Origin of the sequence: Amycolatopsis sp. YIM 10, assembly GCF_009429145.1 — a bacterium.
In the GTDB taxonomy this organism is placed as follows: Bacteria; Actinomycetota; Actinomycetes; order Mycobacteriales; family Pseudonocardiaceae; genus Amycolatopsis.
The window spans coordinates 5712988-5728955 of record NZ_CP045480.1; the positions used below are offsets into that span (position 1 = coordinate 5712988).

At 70.6% G+C, this 15968-nt stretch carries 14 protein-coding genes; 6 read left to right on the forward strand and 8 right to left on the reverse strand.

Annotated elements, in window-relative coordinates; all coding sequences use genetic code 11:
• Positions 1-114: 114 nt before the first annotated feature.
• Positions 115-1929, reverse strand: a complete 1815-nt coding sequence (arc, locus tag YIM_RS27140; RefSeq protein WP_153033022.1) for a proteasome ATPase — start codon at positions 1927-1929, stop codon at positions 115-117.
• 232 nt (positions 1930-2161) lie between these two features.
• On the opposite strand from arc, the gene YIM_RS27145 reads away from it, so the two are divergent.
• Entirely contained in the window at positions 2162-2980 is an 819-nt protein-coding gene (locus tag YIM_RS27145) for a hypothetical protein (RefSeq protein ID WP_153033023.1), read from the forward strand.
• Between the two features lie 31 nt (positions 2981-3011).
• Entirely contained in the window at positions 3012-3626 is a 615-nt protein-coding gene (locus YIM_RS27150) for a hypothetical protein (RefSeq protein ID WP_153033024.1), read from the forward strand.
• A 32-nt stretch (positions 3627-3658) separates the two neighbouring features.
• Here YIM_RS27150 and YIM_RS27155 read toward each other — a convergent pair whose 3' ends face one another.
• Together YIM_RS27155 and YIM_RS27160 are read right to left on the reverse strand one after the other, a co-directional pair.
• Positions 3659-4486, reverse strand: coding sequence for a tRNA (adenine-N1)-methyltransferase (locus YIM_RS27155; protein WP_153033025.1), 828 nt, complete (start codon positions 4484-4486; stop codon positions 3659-3661).
• 64 nt (positions 4487-4550) lie between these two features.
• Entirely contained in the window at positions 4551-5642 is a 1092-nt protein-coding gene (locus YIM_RS27160; protein ID WP_153037283.1) for a site-2 protease family protein, read from the reverse strand.
• A gap of 165 nt (positions 5643-5807) precedes the next feature.
• On the opposite strand from YIM_RS27160, the gene YIM_RS27165 reads away from it, so the two are divergent.
• From YIM_RS27165 to YIM_RS27175, 3 genes are all read left to right on the forward strand, one after another.
• Positions 5808-6695 (forward strand): RecB family exonuclease, encoded by an 888-nt coding sequence (locus YIM_RS27165; protein ID WP_153033026.1) that lies wholly within the window; start codon positions 5808-5810, stop codon positions 6693-6695.
• Entirely contained in the window at positions 6696-7481 is a 786-nt protein-coding gene (locus tag YIM_RS27170) for a thioesterase family protein (protein ID WP_153033027.1), read from the forward strand.
• A gap of 103 nt (positions 7482-7584) precedes the next feature.
• Positions 7585-8520 carry a ParA family protein gene (locus tag YIM_RS27175; protein ID WP_153033028.1) on the forward strand — a complete coding sequence of 312 codons (936 nt, stop codon included), beginning with the start codon at positions 7585-7587 and terminating at the stop codon, positions 8518-8520.
• On the opposite strand, the gene YIM_RS27180 is transcribed toward YIM_RS27175, so the two are convergent.
• The 3 genes from YIM_RS27180 to YIM_RS27190 are packed head-to-tail and all read right to left on the reverse strand — an operon-like array spanning position 8517 to position 10606.
• The gene (locus tag YIM_RS27180; protein ID WP_153033029.1) at positions 8517-9461 is read right to left on the reverse strand and encodes an AEC family transporter; all 945 of its coding nucleotides are present in this window, start codon (positions 9459-9461) and stop codon (positions 8517-8519) included. The genes YIM_RS27175 and YIM_RS27180 overlap by 4 nt on opposite strands.
• A 7-nt stretch (positions 9462-9468) precedes the next feature.
• Positions 9469-10314 carry an ATP phosphoribosyltransferase gene (gene hisG / locus YIM_RS27185; protein WP_153033030.1) on the reverse strand — a complete coding sequence of 282 codons (846 nt, stop codon included), beginning with the start codon at positions 10312-10314 and terminating at the stop codon, positions 9469-9471.
• 28 nt (positions 10315-10342) lie between these two features.
• The gene (locus YIM_RS27190; RefSeq protein ID WP_153033031.1) at positions 10343-10606 is read right to left on the reverse strand and encodes a phosphoribosyl-ATP diphosphatase; all 264 of its coding nucleotides are present in this window, start codon (positions 10604-10606) and stop codon (positions 10343-10345) included.
• A gap of 175 nt (positions 10607-10781) precedes the next feature.
• On the opposite strand from YIM_RS27190, the gene YIM_RS27195 reads away from it, so the two are divergent.
• Positions 10782-11558, forward strand: a complete 777-nt coding sequence (locus YIM_RS27195; protein WP_153033032.1) for a class I SAM-dependent methyltransferase — start codon at positions 10782-10784, stop codon at positions 11556-11558.
• Positions 11559-11672: 114 nt separating this feature from the next.
• On the opposite strand, the gene YIM_RS27200 is transcribed toward YIM_RS27195, so the two are convergent.
• Entirely contained in the window at positions 11673-12374 is a 702-nt protein-coding gene (locus tag YIM_RS27200; RefSeq protein ID WP_228004050.1) for an HAD family phosphatase, read from the reverse strand.
• 8 nt (positions 12375-12382) lie between these two features.
• The gene (gene metH / locus YIM_RS27205; protein ID WP_153033033.1) at positions 12383-15946 is read right to left on the reverse strand and encodes a methionine synthase; all 3564 of its coding nucleotides are present in this window, start codon (positions 15944-15946) and stop codon (positions 12383-12385) included.
• Between the last annotated feature and the right edge of the window lie 22 nt (positions 15947-15968).

Below are 15968 nucleotides of genomic sequence, written 5' to 3' on the forward strand. Positions count from 1 at the left end.
AGTATAGGCCGTTATACACAATTCGGCGGCACGGACACGCCGGAGACGTGGACGGGCGGTGCCCCCGGATCGCTCCGGGGGCACCGCCCTTGGTGGAAAGCTGTTGCTTCGCTCCTACAAATACTGCCCGGTGTTGGTCGCCGTGTCGATCGCCCGACCGGAGTCCTGGTTCTTGCCGGTGACCAGCGTGCGGATGTAGACGATCCGCTCGCCCTTCTTGCCGGAGATCCGGGCCCAGTCGTCGGGGTTGGTGGTGTTGGGCAGGTCCTCGTTCTCCGCGAACTCGTCGACGATCGCGTCCAGCAGGTGCTGCACGCGCAGACCGGGCTGCTTGGTCTCCAGCACCGACTTGATCGCCGCCTTCTTCGCCCGGTCCACGATGTTCTGGATCATCGCGCCCGAGTTGAAGTCGCGGAAGTAGAGCACCTCCTTGTCCCCGTTGGCATAGGTGACCTCGAGGAAGCGGTTCTCGTCGCTCTCCTCGTACATGCGCTCGACGGTGTGCTGGATCATCGCGTCGAAGGTGGCCTTCGGGTCCCCGCCGAACTCCGCCAGGTCGTCGGCGTGGATCGGCAGGCCCTCGGCCAGGTACTTCGAGAAGATGTCCTTGGCACCCTCGGCGTCCGGACGCTCGATCTTGATCTTCACGTCCAGCCGGCCCGGCCGCAGGATCGCCGGGTCGATCATGTCCTCGCGGTTGGAGGCGCCGATGACGATGACGTTCTCCAGCCCCTCCACACCGTCGATCTCGGAGAGCAGCTGCGGCACGATGGTGGTCTCCACGTCGGAGGACACCCCGCTGCCGCGGGTGCGGAAGATCGAGTCCATCTCGTCGAAGAACACGATCACCGGCGTGCCCTCGGAGGCCTTCTCGCGCGCCCGCTGGAAGATCAGGCGGATGTGCCGCTCGGTCTCCCCGACGAACTTGTTGAGCAGCTCCGGGCCCTTGATGTTGAGGAAGTAGGACTTCGCCTCCGAGCCGTCGCCCGGATCGTCGCCCCTGGCCAGCGCGACCTTCTTGGCCAGCGAGTTCGCCACCGCCTTGGCGATGAGCGTCTTCCCGCAGCCCGGCGGGCCGTAGAGCAGCACGCCCTTCGGCGGCCGCAACTGGTACTCCAGGTACAGATCCGAGTGCAGGAAGGGCAGTTCCACCGCGTCGCGGATCTGCTCGATCTGCCGCCCGAGCCCGCCGATGTCCTCGTAGCTGACATCGGGGACCTCCTCCAGCACGAGGTCCTCGACCTCGGCCTTCGGCACCCGCTCGTAGGCGTAGCCGGCCTTGGAGTCGACCAGCAGGGAGTCACCCGGCTTGAGCGTCTGCTCGGCCAGCGGGTCGGAGAGGTAGACCACCCGCTCCTCGTCCGCGTGCCCGACCACCAGCGCCCGCGAGCTGCCACCGGTGACATCGGGGGCGAGCACCTCGCGGAGCGCGCACACCTCACCGGTCTGCTCGTAGCCGCCGCCCTCGACCACGGTCAGCGCCTCGTTCAGGCGCAGCGCCTGCCCGCGCCGCAGCGTCTCCACCTCGACCGCGGGGGAGACCGACACGCGCATCTTCCGGCCGGAGGTGAACACGTCGACCGTGCCGTCCTCGAACGCGGCCAGGAATACTCCATATCCGCTCGGCGGCTGCGCCAGCCTGTCGACCTCCTCACGGAGAGCGAGTAACTGGCCGCGTGCTTCACGCAGCGTCTCGACCAATTTGTTATTTCGTTCGGTCAGCTGACTGACCCGTTCCGATGCCTCCGCGAGCCGTTGCTCGAGCACCCGGTTCTGCCGCGGCGAATCGGTCAGCTTACGGCGCAGCAGGGCAACTTCCTCTTCCAGGAAACGGACCTGTCGTGCCTGCTCATCCGACGTGTTCCCAGCTCCACTCGTTTCTGATGGGTCGGCGTCCTCCGGCCGACCTCCGGGAAGGTCGTGTTGCATGTCGGCACCTCCTCGGAGTGCTTTTCAGTCCACGGTACCGGCGATCACCGACTTGAGAAGCCCTATCCGCATCACAGGATCGGCGCGTCGCACCGGGATCACGGTGTTCCCGGAAGCGCAATGGTCCAACCCGGTAAAGGCGAAAGATGCCCGACCGCTACCGTGCGTCTACATCGCTCGCTCCGCGATCCGGATGCGCACCGGCTCCGGCGCAGACTCTCAGGGGGCAACAATGACCTACCCACCGCAGCACCCAGGCGCGCCCGGACCATACGGCCAGCCGGGCTACCAGGGACAACCGGGACAGCCGGGCGGCGGCTACCCGCAGAGCGGCCCGCAGCCGCAGCAGTACCCGCCGCAGGGCGGCCAGGCGCCCGGCTGGAACGCCTTCGACGGCGGGCAGCAGCAGCCGCAGCAGGGCGGCTGGGAACAGCAGGGGTGGCAGCAGGCACCCGACCCCTACGCACAGCAGCAACAGGGGTGGGACGCCTTCGGCGGCGGGCAGCAGCAGCCCGGCGGATTCGGTGAGGAACCGCCCAAGAAGAAGAAAACGGGCCTGATCGTCGGGCTGGTGATCGGCGCCGTGGTGGTGATCGGCGGGGCCGTCGCGGCCATCGTGCTGCTCACCGGTGAGGACGAGCCGCCGAGCCAGGTCGCCCAGCAGAACCCCACGTCAGCGCCGCAGCAGCCGGGTGGCCAGGTGCCGCCGCCCGCCTCCGGCAAGCCGAGCGGCGGCAAGCCGAGCGGCAGCTCCGGCGACTCCGGTTCGCCCGCGGACAAGTCCGAGGTCAAGGCGGCCGGTCAGAAGGCGATCGACGCGATCAACGACCGCGACGTGAACCTGGCCAAGGAAGTGGCCTGCAGCCCGGAAACGGTCACCCAGTCCGACATCGACGAGATGCCGCAGGGGGTCCAGGCCAAGATCGTCGGCGAGCCGGTGGTCACCGGGAACACCGCTACCATCGACGCCGAACTGTCGTACCAGGGGCAGTCGCAGAAGTCGCCGATCGAGCTGAAGAAGGAAGCCTCGCGGTGGTGCGTGGGCAACTGACCCGGCGCCGCGCGACGAGCAGGGACACCCGATGAGCCATCCCCCGCAGCCACCCCACGACCCGTACGGGCAGCAGCCCTACGGCGGTTACGGACAGTATCCGCCGCCGCAGCAGTATCCGCCGCCGCCCGGCTGGCCCGGCGACCCGAACTCCGCACCGAACTCCGCAAGGCAGAAGAACCGCGGACTCATCGCCGGACTGGTCGTCGGCGCGGTGATCCTCGTCGGGGTGGCGGTCACCCTCGTCGTGGTGCTCACCGGCGGTGAGGAAACGCCGCCGTCGGCCCAGCCGCCGGCACTGCCGCCGCCCGCTTCGTCCTCGAAGCCCGCTCCCTCGTCGAGCGCGGCGACCGGGCGGGGTTCGGCGACGCCGGAAGAGGCCGGTCAGGTGGTGATCGACGCGCTGAACTCGAAGGACGCGCGGAAGTACGCGACCATCGCCTGCAACGTCCAGAAGGAAGCCGACGTCAAGGGCCTGCAGGACACCTGGGACCGCGCCGGGGACATCTCGGCCAAACTGGCCAAACCGGTCGAGACCAACGGGGACAGCGCCACGGTGACGGTACGCGTGGAGGGCGGGGGCAACTTCAAGGAGACCCCGTTCAAGCTGGTCAAGCAGCGTGAGAAGTGGTGCATCCCCGGCTAGCACCCGGGGAAGGACAACGGACTGGCGCCGCCTCAGCCCTTGCTGGGGCGGCGCTTCAGCTTCAGCGGGGTGACACCGTCGGCCAGGCGGCGGGCGGTGAGCAGGAACGCGGTGTGCGCCACCATCCGGTGGTCCGGCCGCACCGCCAGGCCGACCACGTGCCACGGGCGCATCAGCGTCTCCCACGACTCCGGCTCGGTCCAGCACTGCTGCTCCCGCAGCGCCTCGGTGATCCGCGAAAGCTGCGTCACCGTGGCCACGTAGACGGTCAGCACGCCGCCGGGCACCAGGTTCTTCCGCACCGACGGCAGCACGTCCCACGGCGCCAGCATGTCCAGCACCACGCGGTCCACCTCGCCGGTGTGCCCGGCCACGTCCCCGATCGTCAGGTGCCAGTTCGCCGGGCGCTCCCCGAAGAAGCGCTCCACGTTCTTCACCGCGTGCTCGGCGTGGTCGTCGCGCACCTCGAAGGAGGTCACGCTGCCCTCGGACCCGACCGCCCGCAGCAGCGAGCAGGTCAGCGCACCGGAACCGGCACCGGCCTCGAGCACGCGCGCGCCGGGGAAGATGTCGCCCCACATCACGATCTGCGCGGCGTCCTTCGGGTAGATCACCTGCGCGCCGCGCGGCATGGACAGCACGTAGTCCGGCAGCAGCGGCCGCAGCGCCAGGTACGAGGTCCCGCCCGCCGACACCACGATCGAGCCCTCCGGCTGCCCGATCAGCTCGTCGTGCGCCAGCCCGCCGCGATGGGTGTGGTACTCACCGCCCTCGGTCAGCACCATCGTGTAGTGCCGCCCCTTCGGGTCCGTCAGCTGTACCCGATCACCAACCCGAAACGGGCCACCTGCCGACGCCAACGTGCGAACCTCCTGATCACCCCAAAGCGGAAGCCAGATCCTTTCAGACCGCTCCCGCGGGCGATCAGCCGGGACGCCGCCCGCTCATCGCCGCGCGCAGGTCCTCGCGGCGCAGCACGCCGGCGGGCCTGCCCTCGTCGTCGACCACCAGGAACTGCCAGGCGGCGGTCTCGCGCACGCGCTCGGCGATGTCGTCCCCCGGCTCGGACAGCAGCAGCACGGACTCGGCCCGGATCGGCTCGGCGGCCAGTTCGGCGGGCGACTGCGGGGACTGCGCGGCCAGCCGCTCGGCGGCATTCGCGTCGAGCAGCCCGGCCGCGACACCGTCCGCGCGCACCAGCACCACCCCGCGACCGGCCGAAGCGGCCAGCGCGTCGGACACCGGGCTCTCCGCGGGCAGTTGCAGCACCGGGCGCACCAGATCGGCGATCTCCAGCCCGTCCGGCCAGCCTCGGCGGCTCTCCGCGGCCAGCTCCGCGCTGGCGCCCATCGCGACGAACCACGCCGTCACCACGCACACGCCCAGCCGCAGCCACTTGTCGTCGCTGTCGCTCGCCAGCCCCCAGATCGCCCACACCAGCAGGCCGACCGCCACCGCGCCGCCGCCGAACACCGCGGCCTTGGTGCCGGTGGACCGGGTGCCGGTGACCGCCCAGACCCCGGCACGCAGCATGCGCCCGCCGTCCAAGGGCAGACCGGGCAGCAGGTTGAACACCGCGACCGCGAGATTGGCCACCGCGCACTGCGCCACCAGCAGCCAGGCCGCGCCGCCCTCGGGCACGGCGAGCAGCAGCAGCGCGCAGAACCCGGCCAGCAGCACCGAGACCACCGGGCCGGCCGCGGCGACCAGGCCCTCCTGCCCCGGCTTGCGCGGGGTTCTGGCCACTTCGGACAGCCCGCCGAGCAGGAACAGGCGCAGCCGCCGGACCGGGATGCCCAGCCGCAGCGCGACCACGCAGTGGCCGAGTTCGTGGGCCAGCACGGACAGGCCCAGCAGCACGGCGAAGGCCGCGGCCAGCGCCCACGAGGTGACCGGGCCCGCGCCCGGCAGCAGCCGCTCGACCAGCGGCGCGTACAGCACCACCACCAGCAGCGAGCCGACCCACCACGACGGCGCCAGCAGCACCGGCACCCCGTCCACGCGGAACAGCAGCAGGCCGCCGTCCAGCGCCGACTCGCGGCGCGGGGACGGCCGCACCGAACCGCTGTTGGTGGTCACGCCGGACAGCCTAGAACGCCGGGTGTGGGAAAGCGGTGATCCGGGGCCTCCCCCCGCGCGCCCGTCCCCCAGGTTGTCGTACCCCTGTCCTAGGGTGCGGGTATGTCAGCGCCCCTGCCGACCGCGAACGCCGAAGCCGAACCCGAGGTCCGCCGCCGTCCCGCGCTGTCCCCGTCCAGAGCCAGCGACTTCAAGCAGTGCCCGCTGCTCTACCGCTTCCGCGCGGTGGACAAGCTGCCGGAGACGCCGACCAAGGCGCAGCTGCGGGGCACGCTGGTGCACTCCGTGCTGGAGAAGCTCTTCGCCCTGCCGCAGGAGCAGCGGCAGCGCGACCGGGCACAGGAGCTGCTCGGCCCGGCCTGGACCGACCTGTCCGAGCAGCTGCGTCCGGAGTGGATGGAGCTGTTCGGCGAGGACCAGGGCGATGTGGACGCCTGGCTGCGCTCGGCGGGCAAGCTGGTCGACGCCTACTTCCAGCTGGAGGACCCGACCCGGCTCGAGCCGGAGGCCTGCGAGCTGCACGTGGAGACCGAGCTGGGCTCGGGCGTGCTGCTGCGCGGGTACATCGACCGGCTCGACGTGGCGCCCACCGGCGAGATCCGGGTGGTGGACTACAAGACCGGGGCGGCGCCGCGTGAGATCGGCGAGGCCAAGGCCCTGTTCCAGATGAAGTTCTACGCCGTGGTGCTGTGGCGGCTGCGCGGGGTGGTGCCGCGTCAGCTCAAGCTGATGTACCTGACCGACGGCCAGTCGCTGGCCTACGCGCCGGACGAGCCGGAGCTGCGCCGGTTCGAGCGCACGCTGGAGGCCATCTGGCAGGCCATCCTGAAGGCGGGCAAGACCGGGGACTTCCGGCCGAACCCGAGCAAGCTCTGCGCCTGGTGCGATCATCAGGCACACTGCCCGGAGTTCGGCGGTACTCCCCCGGAGTACCCGGGCTGGCCGGAACCGGACCCTGGCGAGGAGTCGGCGTTGGATCGGGCGGACTGAATGACGGCTTTCTACGAGCCGCTCGGCAGCGGGCGCTTCGCCCCCACCGAGCACACCGCCGGGCCGTGGTCGCCCGACGCGCAGCACTTCGGGCCGCCATCGGCGCTGCTGGTGCGCTCACTCGAAGAGGTACCCGCCACCCGCGAGAGCAGGCTGGCCAGGGTGACCGTGGAGATCCTCGGCCCGGCGCCGCTGACCGAGCTGACCGTGCGGGCGAGGGTGGAGCGGCCCGGCCGGTCGGTCGAGCTGCTCTCGGCGGAGCTGAGCGCGGAGGACAAGGTGGTGGCGCGGGCGTCGGCGTGGCGGCTGGTCACCTCCGACAGCACCGAGGTGATCGCCGGTGGCGCCGAACCGCTGCCGGTGCCGCCCGAGCGGGCCGGGCCCGCCGACTGGCCGGAGCACTGGCTCGGCGCGGACCGCGGCTATCTGGCGGCCACCGAATGGCGCTCGGTCCGCGGCTCGATGGTCGACCCCGGCCCGGCCGCGGTCTGGGTCCGTCAGCGTGTCGCGCTGGTCGGCGGGGAGAAGCCGAGCCCGCTGCAGCGGCTGTTCGCGGTGGCCGACTCCGGCAACGGCGTGTCCAACTACCTCGACCCGCGTCGCTGGTGGTTCATCAACACCGAGCTGACCGTGCACATCCAGCGAGAACCCGCCGGTGAGTGGATCGGGCTGGACGCGCGCACGGTGGTCGGGCCGGACGGTATCGGCACCGCCACCAGCGAGCTGCACGACCAGGGCGGGCAGGTGGCCACCGGGGCACAGGCACTGCTGGTGCGGCCCCGCTGAGGGCCGACACCACCGCGATCGGAGCCGATATCCCACCGCTGGACCTGCGGATCCAATAGCCTGCCTCATCGAGCCAACCACGAGCACGCGGGAGTCCCCTGGCATGCAGATCACCTCGGTGGTCAACCAGAAAGGCGGGGTCGGCAAGACCGCGCTCAGTGTCGGCGCGGCTGCCGCCCTGGCCGAGCAGGGCCGCCGGGTCCTGCTCATCGACCTCGACCCGCAGGGTCACGCCACCACGGAGATGCTGGGGCTGCCCGAGACACCGGGCCACCTGCCGAGCATGGCCAGAGCGCTGACCAAGATGTGGAAGGGCCCGGTCGAGGACCTGATCGTCAGCCATCCGCGCAGCAACATCGGCCGAGGTGGCGCCTTCGACGTCATCCCGACCTCACCGGGCATGTTCGACCTGATCCGGCGGCTCGACCAGTTCCGCGTGCCGGGCTGGCAGCTGGCCAGGGTGATCCAGTTCGCCAACTACGAGCACGTGATCATCGACTGCCCGCCGGCGCTGGACGTGCTGACCAACAACGCGCTCACCGCCACCCACGGCATCCTGGTGCCGGTCCAGCCCGACCGCACCAGCATCCGCGCGCTGCGCCTGCTCAACGACCAGCTCCACTACGTGCAGCAGACCGTCGGCCGCGGCCCGATCACCTACTTCGGCCTGGTGCCGGGGCTGTACCGGCGGCCGATGTCGACCTACGCGGTGACCGCGATGCAGGAGCTGCAGACCTTCGGCATCCCGATGCTCGCGCACGTGCCGCTGGGCGTGGTGATGAACGAGGCGGCCATCCGGGGTGTGCCGGTGACCACCTTCGCGCCGGAGACCGCGCAGGCGGTGGCCTTCCACCAGATCGCCAGGGCGCTGGAGGAGCGGCGGCAGAGCCAGCCGGTGGCCCAGCTGGTGCCCGCCGAGACGGAGTTCGTCTTCGAGGACTTCATCACCGAGGTGGCGCACACGCGCAGCGTCAACGACAACGGCGCCAGGAAGAAGCTCTACGACCTGATGCCGAAGCGCCCGCGGCCACCCCGCTAGGCGACGGCGCCGCCGAGCAGCCAGGCGATCAGGGTCAGCGAACCCATCGACAGCAGCGTCGAGACGAGCACGCAGTTCCGGACGAACCGCACGTCGACCGCGTACTGGCTGGACGCGATGAACACGTTCTGCGCGGTGGGCAGCGCCGAGCAGAGCACCGCGGCGAACAGCGACGGCCCGCTCAGCCCGAGCAGCAGCCCGGCCCCGAGCGTCACGCCGGGCTGCACCAGCGCCTTGAGCACCACCACGACGACCGCCTCGGCGCGGCGCCGCTCCCCCACCGGCCCGGCCGCGACCTGGTCCCCGTGCAGGGACATGCCCAGCACCAGCAGTGCGCACGCCACCCCGGCGTCGCCGAGGGTGTGGATCGGCTCCAGCACCACCGCGGGCAGCGGGATGCCGATGCCGCCGACGAGCAGGCCGAGCATGGACGCGGCGATCACCGGGTTCCGCACCGGCAGCAGCACCAGCCGCCGCCAGCGCGGGCCGTCGTCGCGCGGCACGTCCGACTCGATGGCGGCCAGCATCGACGGCATCATCAGCAGCGACTGGAACAGCAGCACCGCGACGATGAACGAGGAGCTGCCCAGCACCTGGAGCGCCACCGGGATGCCCAGATTGCCCGCGTTGACGTAGCTGGCCGCCGCCGCGGACAGCGTGCGCTCGGCCCGGCGGCGCCGGAACACCCAGGTCGACAGCGTGAACGCGACCAGCGCGACCAGCACCGTGCCGAGCACGAAGGCCAGCAGCCCGCGATCGGCCAGCGCCGAGAACGGGGTGCCGATCAGCGTGCTGAACAGCACCGCGGGCATCGCCACCTGGAAGGCGAGCCTGGTCAGCACCGCGTCCGCGCGGTCACCGAGCACGCCGAACCGGCTCAGCAGGTAACCGAGCCCGGTCAGCGCCCAGATCGGCGCGAACGCGGTGAGCGCCCCACCCACCCGGCGGCTACAGCCGGCAGGAGCGGATGTCCGAGGCCAGTACCGCCTTGGCCCCGGCCTCGGACAGCTCGTCCATGATCCGGTTGACCTCCTTGCGCGGCACCATCGCGCGCACCGCCACCCAGTCCTGGTCGGCCAGCGGCGCCACGGTCGGCGACTCCAGCCCCGGCGTGATGGCGATCGCGGTGTCCAGCAGCGAGCGCGGGCAGTCGTAGTCCAGCATCATGTACTGCTGGGCGAAGACCACCCCGCGCAACCGGGCGGCCAGCTGGTCCTTGGCCTTGGTGGCGGCCCCGCCGGCGCGCTGCACGAGCACCGCCTCGGACACGCAGATCGGGTCGCCGAAGGCCACCAGGTTGTGCTGGCGCAGGGTGCGGCCGGAGCCGACCACGTCGGCCACCGCGTCGGCCACGCCGAGCTGGATGGAGATCTCCACCGCGCCGTCGAGCCGGATCACCTCGGCCTCGATGCCCTGGCGGGCCAGGTCGTCGCGGACCAGCCGCGGGTACGAGGTGGCCAGCCGCTTGCCGTGCAGGTCGGCCGGCTTCCAGTCGCGACCGGCGGGCGCGGCGTAGCGGAAGGTCGAGCCGCCGAAGCCGAGCGCCAGCTTCTCCTCCACCGGCGCGCCCGAGTCCAGCGCCAGGTCGCGGCCGGTGATGCCGAGGTCCAGCTCACCGGAGCCGACGTAGATCGGGATGTCCTTCGGGCGGAGGAAGAAGAACTCGACCTCGTTGGCCGGGTCGAGCACGGTCAGGTCGCGCTGCTCATGTCGCTGCCGGTACCCCGCCTCGCCGAGCATCTCCGAGGCAGCCCCGGCCAGCGCTCCCTTGTTCGGCACAGCGACACGCAGCACTTTCGACTCCTTTGTAGCGGGACCGGTCCTACAGGTACCGGTAGACGTCCTCAGTGGACAGACCGCGGCCGAGCATCAGCACCTGGACGCGGTAGAGCAGCTGCGAGATCTCCTCGGCGAGCCGGTCGTCGGACTCGTGCTCGGCGGCGATCCACACCTCGCCCGCCTCCTCGAGCACCTTCTTGCCCTGGGCGTGCACCCCGGCGTCCAAAGCGGTCACCGTGCCCGATCCGGCGGGCCGCGTGCGCGCGCGCTCGGCCAGCTCCGCGAACAGCTCATCGAAGGTCTTCACGGTCTGCAGATCCTTCCATCCTGGGCACGCGCCCGCCGACCGGGGCCGCCCCGGGTGCCAGACCGGTCACACCGCGAGCCTGCTCCGAATGGTCCAGTCGATGTTGACGTTCGGCGCCGGGTCCACTTATCTCAATGAGGTCCTCGGTACATGGGAGACAACGGGAAGAAGTGATATGGAGAACCGATCACTGAAGAAGCCGCAGATCAGGTTGCCGGAGCGCCCCGAGGAAATCGACCAGGATGCCGAGTACTGCTCGGTTCTGCTCGACGGCGAATGGGTCGACATCCGCTTTCACGACTACGATCGTATCTACCGAATTAACGGGCTGTACGAGCAGTTGTTCCACGAAATTCTCGATTGCCGCTCCCCCGACGTCATCGCCAAGCTGCTGAAGGAGCAGTTGCAGCGCGACGGCTACGACGCCGAGGGGCTGCGCGTGCTCGACCTCGGGGCAGGCAACGGCCTGGTCGGCGAGCAGTTGCGCACCATCGGGGTCGGCCACCTGGTCGGCGCCGACATCATCCCGGAGGCGGCCGAGGCCGCGCGCCGGGAACGACCCGAGGTCTACGACGCCTACCACGTCGGCGACGTGACCGCTCCCTCCGAAGAAACCGCCGCCGCACTGGCCGCGGCGAAGTTCAACACCCTGGTCTGCGTGGCCGCACTGGGCTACGCGGACATCCCGCCGAGCGCGTTCCGCGCGGCGTTCAACCTGGTCGGGGACGGCGGCTGGATCGCCTTCACGATCAAGGACAGGTTCCTCACCGAAGAGGACACCTCCGGTTTCGCCGGTTTCATCCAGACCTGCCAGGACAACGGCGTCCTCGAGGTCCGCGCGACGGAGCGCTACCGGCACCGGCTCAACATCAGCGGTGAGCCACTGCACTACGTGGCCGTGGTCGGCACGAAGCACGCCGACATCCCCGCTGAATTCACTGAATTCCTCTAGCACCACCGGCACTGCCACGAACGGTCCGTTCCTGGCATCACCGGTGCCGGAGCGGGCCGTTCGTCGGCAGGGTCCCGTCCAGTCCCCGCGGGTCCCAACCGGACAACGGCCGGATCAGCGCGCCAGCAGCGCCGCCAGCGTCGCGGGCTCCACCCCGACGAGCGTTTCCTTGAACACCCGCCGCGGTCCCGGCACGACGGCCACGTCGTTCGGTACCACCAGCACCGTGCAACCGGCGGCCACCGCGGATTCGGTGCCCGGTGGCGAGTCCTCCACGGCCACGCAGCGCGCGGGGTCCACTTCGAGCAGCCGGGCGGCCAGCAGGTAGGGCTCCGGGTCCGGTTTGTTCCGGCCGCCGACCTCGTCCCCGCACACGGTGACGTCGAAGAACTCGCGGCCGATGGTGTTCAGCGCCAGCTCGGTCAGCTCGCGCTCGGTGGAGGTGACCAGCGCCGACGGGATGCCCGCCGCGCGCACCGCGGTGAGCGCTTCGAGCGCACCGGGCCGCCACGGCAGCGCGTCCCCGAACAGCTCGGCGGTGCGGGTGCGGATCCACAGCGCGATCTCCGCCCGCAGTTCCGGGGTGTCCGGCTTGCCCAGTGTGCTCAACAGGAACCGGGTCGTGGTCTCCATATTGGACCCGACCAGGGTCATCCGCTGCGCCTCGGACAGGCTGCCGCCGAGCCACTGGGCCACTTCGTACAGCGCGACGTCCCACAGCTTCTCGGTGTCGACCAGGGTGCCGTCCATGTCCCAGAGCACGGCGGCGATCCCGGTTCCGGCCACCGAATCGTCCACTGTGGACGCGTGAGTCACGTGTTCTCCTAGGTGTTGAAGTACTTCGCTTCCGGGTGGTGGCAGACGATCGCGTCGGTGGACTGCTCCGGGTGCAGCTGGTACTCCTCGGACAGCTTGACCCCGATGCGCTCCGCGCCGAGCAGCTCCACGATCTTCGCCCGGTCCTCCAGCTCGGGGCAGGCGCCGTAACCGAGGGAGAACCGCGCCCCACGGTACTCGAGCTTGAAGTACCGCTCGATCTCCTCGGGATCCTCTTCGGCCACCGCGGCCCCACTGGCGAAGTGCAGTTCCTCGCGGATCCGGCGGTGCCAGTACTCGGCCAGCGCCTCGGTCAGCTGCACGCCGAGGCCGTGGACCTCGAGGTAGTCGCGGTAGGCGTTCGCGGCGAACAGCTCGTTGGCGTAGTCGGCGATCGGCTGGCCCATGGTGACCAGGGTGAACGGCATCACGTCGACCTCACCGGAGGCGAGGGCCAGCTCACGCGGGCGGTAGAAGTCGGCCAGGCACAGCCGCCGGTCGCGCCGCTGGCGCGGGAAGGTGAACCGGGTGCGCTCCGGCGCGTCCGGCCTCGCCTCGGTGAGCACCACCACGTCGTCGCCGTCGGCCACGCACGGGAAGTAGCCGTAGACCACCGCCGCGTGCGCCAGCACGCCGTCCGCGGTCAGCTTGTCCAGCCAGTACCGCAGCCGCGGCCTGCCCTCGGACTCCACCAGTTCGTCGTAGGTCGGGCCGCTGCCGCCGCGGGCGCCCTTGAGCCCCCACTGCCCCATGAAGGTGGCGCGCTCGTCCAGCATCGCCGAGTACTCGGCCAGCGGCACGCCCTTGACCACCCGGTTGCCCCAGAACGGCGGGGTCGGCAGCGCCACGTCGGTGGCCACGTCCGAGCGCGCGGGCTGCGGCTCGTCCTCTTCGGCCGCCTCCTGCTTGGCGCGGCGGGCCTCGGCGATGCGCAGGGACCGCTCGCGCCGTGCCTTGCGCTCGGCGCGCTTGGCCTGCTCCTCCTGGTCGAGCACCGGCGACTCACCGCGCTTGGCGGCCATGATCGCGTCCATCAGCCGCAGGCCCTCGAAGGCGTCCCTGGCGTAGCGGACGTCGCCGAGGTACATCTCGGTGAGGTCGTTCTCCACGTAGGACCTGGTCAGCGCGGCGCCGCCGAGCAGAACCGGCCAGCGGGCGGAGACCCCGCGGGAGTTCATCTCCTCCAGGTTCTCCTTCATGATCACGGTGGACTTGACCAGCAGGCCGGACATGCCGATGGCGTCGGCCTTGTTCTCCTCCGCGGCGTCCAGGATCGAGGTGATCGGCTGCTTGATGCCGAGGTTCACCACCTCGTAGCCGTTGTTCGACAGGATGATGTCGACCAGGTTCTTGCCGATGTCGTGCACGTCGCCCTTGACCGTGGCCAGCACGATCCGGCCCTTGCCGCCGGAGTCGTCCTTCTCCATGTGCGGTTCGAGGTAGGCCACCGCCGCCTTCATCACCTCGGCGGACTGGAGGACGAACGGCAGCTGCATCTGGCCGGAGCCGAACAGCTCGCCGACGGTCTTCATGCCGGACAGCAGCGTGTTGTTGATGATCTCCAGCGCCGGGCGCGACTGGAGTGCCTCGGCGAGGTCCTCGTCGAGCCCGTTGCGCTCGCCGTCGACGATCCGCCGCTCCAGCCGGTCGAACAGCGGCAGCTTGGCCAGCTCCTGCGCGCGCGACTCCTTCGACGAGGACGCCGTGACGCCCTCGAACAGCGCCATGAACTCCTGCAGCGGATCGTAGCCATCGGCGCGGCGGTCGTAGACCAGGTCGAGCGCGACCTTGCGCTGCTCGTCCGGGATCTTCGACATCGGCAGGATCTTCGAGGCGTGCACGATCGCGGTGCCCAGCCCGGCCTGCACGCACTCGTGCAGGAACACCGAGTTCAGCACCTGGCGCGCGGCCGCGTTGAGGCCGAAGGAGATGTTCGACAGCCCCAGCGTGGTCTGCACGTCGGGGTGGCGGCGCTTGAGCTCGCGGATGGCCTCGATGGTCTCGATGGCGTCCCGGCGCGACTCCTCCTGCCCGGTGGCGATGGTGAAGGTCAGCGTGTCGATGATGATGTCGGACTCGGCCAGCCCGTACTCGCCGGTGATCTGCGCGATCAGCCGGTCGGCGATGGCCACCTTGTGCTCGGCGGTGCGTGCCTGGCCCTCCTCGTCGATGGTCAGCGCGACCACCGCGGCGCCGAACTCGGCGACCAGCTCCATCACCTTGGTGAACCGGGACTCCGGCCCGTCGCCGTCCTCGTAGTTGACCGAGTTGACCGCGCAGCGCCCGCCCAGGTGCTCCAGGCCGGTCCGGATCACGTCGATCTCGGTGGAGTCGAGCATGATCGGCAGGGTGGAGGCGGTGGCGAAGCGGGAGGCGATCTCGGCCATGTCCGCCGCGCCGTCCCGGCCCACGTAGTCCACGCAGACGTCGAGCATGTGCGCGCCGTCGCGGGTCTGGTCGCGGGCGATCGCGACGCAGTCCTCCCAGCGGCCCTCCAGCATCGCCTCGCGGAAGGCCTTCGAGCCGTTGGCGTTGGTCCGCTCGCCGATCATCAGCACGCTGGCGTCCTGCTCGAACGGCACCGCCTGGTACAGCGACGACACGCCGGGCTCCGGCCGCGGGCGGCGCTGGGCGCGCTCGGTCTCGCGGACCGCGGCGACCAGCTGGCGGATGTGCTCGTCGGTGGTGCCGCAGCAGCCGCCGACCAGTCCGACGCCGAACTCGCGGACGAACCCGGCCAGCGCCTCGGCCAGCCCCTCCGGGCCGAGCGGGTAGACCGCGCCGTTCGGGCCCAGCTCGGGCAGCCCGGCGTTCGGCATCACGGTCAGCGGCACCCTCGCGTGCTTGGACAGCTGCCGCAGGTGCTCGCTCATCTCGGCCGGGCCGGTGGCGCAGTTCAGCCCGATCAGGTCGATGCCGAGCGGTTCGAGCGCCTGCAGCGCGGCGCCCACCTCGGTGCCGAGCAGCATGGTGCCAGTGGTCTCGACGGTGATCGAGGCGATGATCGGCACCCGCCTGCCCTCGGCGGCCATCGCGCGGTGCGCGGCCACGATCGAGGCCTTGGTCTGCAGGATGTCCTGGGTGGTCTCGACCAGCACCGCGTCCGCGCCGCCGGCCAGCAGCCCGCGCACCTCCTGCACGTAGGCGTCGCGCAGGCGCGCGTACGGGGCGTGGCCGAGGGTGGGCAGCTTGGTGCCGGGGCCGACCGAGCCGAGCACGAACCGGGGCTGGTCCGGCGTGGCGAACTCGTCGGCGGTCTCCCGCGCCAGGCGGGCGCCGATCTCGGACAGCTCGAAGATGCGGTCCTCGATGTCGTACTCGGCCAGGTTGGCGAAGTTGCAGCCGAAGGTGTTGGTCTCGACCGCGTCCGCACCCGCCTCCAGGTAACCGCGGTGGATCTCACGCACCACGTCGGGCCGGGTGACGTTGAGGATCTCGTTGCAGCCTTCGAGACCGTCGAAGTCGTCGAGGGACAGGTCGTGGGCCTGAAGCGCGGTGCCCATCGCACCGTCGGCCACCACAACACGTTCGGCGAGGGCGTCCAGCAAGGGCGAAGAGAGTCGTTCGGCCATGCTCCTTAGCCTACGGTCAGCG

What these genes read in the sequence shown, in the direction of transcription:
- arc (WP_153033022.1), bottom strand. Translation starts at nt 1,929, where the DNA reads ATGCAACACGACCTTCCCGGAGGTCGGCCGGAGGACGCCGACCCATCA.
- YIM_RS27145 (WP_153033023.1), top strand. Translation starts at nt 2,162, where the DNA reads ATGACCTACCCACCGCAGCACCCAGGCGCGCCCGGACCATACGGCCAG.
- YIM_RS27150 (WP_153033024.1), top strand. Translation starts at nt 3,012, where the DNA reads ATGAGCCATCCCCCGCAGCCACCCCACGACCCGTACGGGCAGCAGCCC.
- YIM_RS27165 (WP_153033026.1), top strand. Translation starts at nt 5,808, where the DNA reads ATGTCAGCGCCCCTGCCGACCGCGAACGCCGAAGCCGAACCCGAGGTC.
- YIM_RS27170 (WP_153033027.1), top strand. Translation starts at nt 6,696, where the DNA reads ATGACGGCTTTCTACGAGCCGCTCGGCAGCGGGCGCTTCGCCCCCACC.
- YIM_RS27175 (WP_153033028.1), top strand. Translation starts at nt 7,585, where the DNA reads ATGCAGATCACCTCGGTGGTCAACCAGAAAGGCGGGGTCGGCAAGACC.
- YIM_RS27195 (WP_153033032.1), top strand. Translation starts at nt 10,782, where the DNA reads ATGGAGAACCGATCACTGAAGAAGCCGCAGATCAGGTTGCCGGAGCGC.
- metH (WP_153033033.1), bottom strand. Translation starts at nt 15,946, where the DNA reads ATGGCCGAACGACTCTCTTCGCCCTTGCTGGACGCCCTCGCCGAACGT.